This is a genomic window from Thermomonas sp. (assembly GCF_035369645.1).
Classification (GTDB): domain Bacteria; phylum Pseudomonadota; class Gammaproteobacteria; order Xanthomonadales; family Xanthomonadaceae; genus Thermomonas.
Window position 1 is genome coordinate 1 of the sequence record NZ_DAOOUM010000086.1, and the last position, 3120, is coordinate 3120.

Sequence of the window (3120 nt, forward strand, 5' to 3'; positions counted from 1 at the left end):
CCGCGCCACTTCCACCGCCCACCCCCGGCTGCCATCATTGGCCGCAATCCCCGCATCCGCCAACCATCGCGCCACCGGAATGCCAAACCCGGTTTTCTTGCGCTGAATGATACTTTCCGGCAGTGGCTTGGCGGGGGCATTCGCCAATAAACGCTTGTTGGGGAAACGGGAGAAGTTACCTAAAAGGGGTTGCAATTGCTGCAACAGATACGCATCCACCAGCGGTGTGCGCAGTTCGACGCTGTGATCCATGCTGGCCCAGTCGGAATCGCGCAATAATTGGTTGCGCATATACGTCATTGATTCAATTTGCCCCAGCGCCAAACGTGGGTCGCGGGGCAGCGTACCAGTCATGGCATGCACCGATTGGGCTGGATCAAACTTCGCACCATCAGCCATGCCTGCGGTTAATTCGGACACGTCATCGGGTGCAAACAGGCCGCGACGCAACCACCATGCGCCTTCGATGGTTTGCATCCAATTGGCAGCATGCCGCCAGCGCGCATTGCCGCTGCGCTGCGCCTGCCATTGGCCCGCTTTGCTGCCCAACCAGCGTATTCCCGGTAGGGCAGACAGGCCGCGCCAACGCCGCACTAAACGCGGCAACTGGTGGAAGCTCTGGTAGCCCTGAAACAGCTCGTCGCCACCCACACCCGACACCACCACCTTCAAGCCTAACTCGGCCACGGCCTTGCTGGCGTACCAAGTGTTGATGCCGTCGATGCTGGGCTGATCCATCGCTGCACGTATGCGCGGCAGGTCGGCTAAAAATTCGTCCCGCCCCACCCGCCGCACATGGTGCTGGATGCCGTAATGCGCGGCAATCGCGGCGGCGACCGGGGCTTCATCTTCATGGCTGCCGGCAAATTCGTCATAGGCAATGGTGATGCCTTGCAAGTCGCGCGCGCCCGCTTCCACCATCAACCCGGCCAGTGCGCCCGAGTCGATACCGCCAGACAAAAACACGCCCACCGGCACGTCGGCCACCAGATGCCGCGCCACCGATTCACGCAGCGCAGCGCGCACCCGCGCCTGCACGGCGTCATCCGGCAACGGTTGCGGCGATGTGTTGCGCCACGCCGCGCCGATATCCTGCCAGCAGGTAGTTGCTGAGATCGCGTTGTGTTCAATCCACGCGTAATGCCCAGCCGGGATTGCGCGAATATCGCGATACCACGTTTGTGGCTCCGGCACGCTGCCCAGTAACCAAAATCCGGCCTGCCCTTCAACATCCGCTGCATTTGCCACCAGACCCGTCGCCATCAAGGCCTTGACCTGCGATGCCAGCAGCACCCCGCCTTCGACCTTCGCCACATACAACGGCTTGATGCCATACGGATCACGCGCCGCAAAACCACGCTGCGTGTGCCGATCCCAGATGACGAAGGCGAACATGCCATGCAATTTGGGCAACATCGCGACGCCTTCACGCGCAAACAATTCCAGCAAAACTTCGGTGTCACTTTGGGTGCGAAAACTGCCGCCTGCGGCCAAAAGCTCGTCCCGCAAGGCGCGGAAATTGTAAATTTCGCCATTGAAGGCGATCACGTAGCGACCGCAGGCCGAATGCATCGGCTGCGCCGCGCGTGGGTCCAAATCCAGAATGGCAAGACGCCGGTGGCCGAGCGTAACCCCATTCTCGCGCCATACCCCTTCACCGTCCGGCCCACGCGCGCGCAGTTGCGAAAGCGCCCCGTGCAGGGCGACGTCTGGGATTGGCAGATCAGTGAACGCAGCCACAAAGCCACACATAATGTATCGGTCTCAATCGTTGAAAATGTCAGCCGCCGCCGGCAGCAACGGTACGGTATAGCTGGGCATATTGGGCAGCAACCTTGCTCGCGCGAAAGCGTTCGACATTGACCAGGCCGCGTGCGATTAAATCATCGCGATATTCTTGATCATCCATCACTCGCAATACCGCTTGGCGAATCGCCGCCACATCATACGGATCCACCAAGCAAGCCGCACCGCCGGCGGCTTCGGGCATCGAACACAAATCACTCGTGATCACGGGCCGGCCCACCGCCTGCGCCTCAATGATCGGCAAGCCAAAGCCTTCGTAAGTGGAAGCAAATAGCAGCATATCCGCACGCTGGTATTGAGTCAGCAGCTCAGCACGCGACAGGTTGAAGTGGTTCTCGCAAGCGACGCCATGCGCGGACAGGATTGCCTTTTGCGATGGTGACAACGGCCCAATCACCACGAGAGTGCAGGCAATCCCTTGCAATGCCTGCGCCACCCGCTCCAGATTCTTGTTGGGTGTAACACCAATGTGCAAAATTCTTGGCGTAGCCGATATCACGTTTGCAGCAGAGAACTGAAACTCGTCCGACACCGGGTTATGAATCACAGATACCTTTTCCGGGGCACATCTCACGCTAGCCAACAACTCCGCACGGGTTGCCTCCGAGATGGTAACCACAGCTTGGCTACGTCGAATTGGCAACCAATACCATAGCAGCCAAAACAGCCAACGCTTGATGCCACGCAAACGGCCCAATGACACTAAGTCATGCACGGTAAGTACGGTGCTGCGCTTATTTAAAAAATATGTCAGGTAATGCGTATCGCCCGTTACGTGATTGACATCGCCCTGCACCTTGCGCGCCGCCCATGCATCGCGAAGACGCGGCCATAACCCCGTGCTTGGATACCGACATGTCCACGTCGTTGCCTCGCAGTCGGCTGGCAATGCAGCGCGTACATCTTCATACAAGCGTTCGATACTGAAAATCCCGAAACGCGGCTGCCGAAGAAAATAGGTAATGCAAATTTGCATGACTACTATGCTTCAGGCGCAACATCGACACGGGCAGTCATAATTTCACCCCCGCCCCTGGCGCAAACTTTGTTCACTACACTTTCCATAATGGCAGCAGCTACAGGGATATCATGTTCGGCCGCAATGGATCGGCTTGCCTGCTGCATATCCAGCCGAAGTTTATCATTGACAAGCAATTGCAGCATCGCACCAGCCAGCGCATCCACGTCACCAGGCGGGTAAATCAACGCATTCACCCCCGGTCGCGCCAATACAGTATCACCAACACACCCAATGCCGTCAGCCACAACCAGCGCCAACCCTGCGGCGGCAGCTTCGGTTGCGATTAGGCCGTA

General features: G+C 58.6%; 3 protein-coding genes. All 3 read right to left on the reverse strand.

What is annotated here, in order from left to right; translation table 11 throughout:
• Window positions 1-1740, reverse strand: a 1740-nt coding sequence (gene asnB, locus PK789_RS11525; RefSeq protein WP_324308957.1) for an asparagine synthase (glutamine-hydrolyzing), incomplete at its 3' end; no start/stop codon positions are given.
• 40 nt (window positions 1741-1780) lie between these two features.
• Window positions 1781-2782, reverse strand: coding sequence for a glycosyltransferase family 4 protein (locus tag PK789_RS11530; protein WP_324308959.1), 1002 nt, complete (start codon window positions 2780-2782; stop codon window positions 1781-1783).
• A gap of 5 nt (window positions 2783-2787) precedes the next feature.
• Window positions 2788-3120, reverse strand: a 333-nt coding sequence (locus tag PK789_RS11535) for a glycosyltransferase (RefSeq protein ID WP_324308961.1), incomplete at its 5' end; no start/stop codon positions are given.

Bases quoted from the DNA above. Each gene is read 5' to 3' on its own strand.
- PK789_RS11530 (WP_324308959.1), bottom strand. From the start codon at position 2,782: ATGCAAATTTGCATTACCTATTTTCTTCGGCAGCCGCGTTTCGGGATT.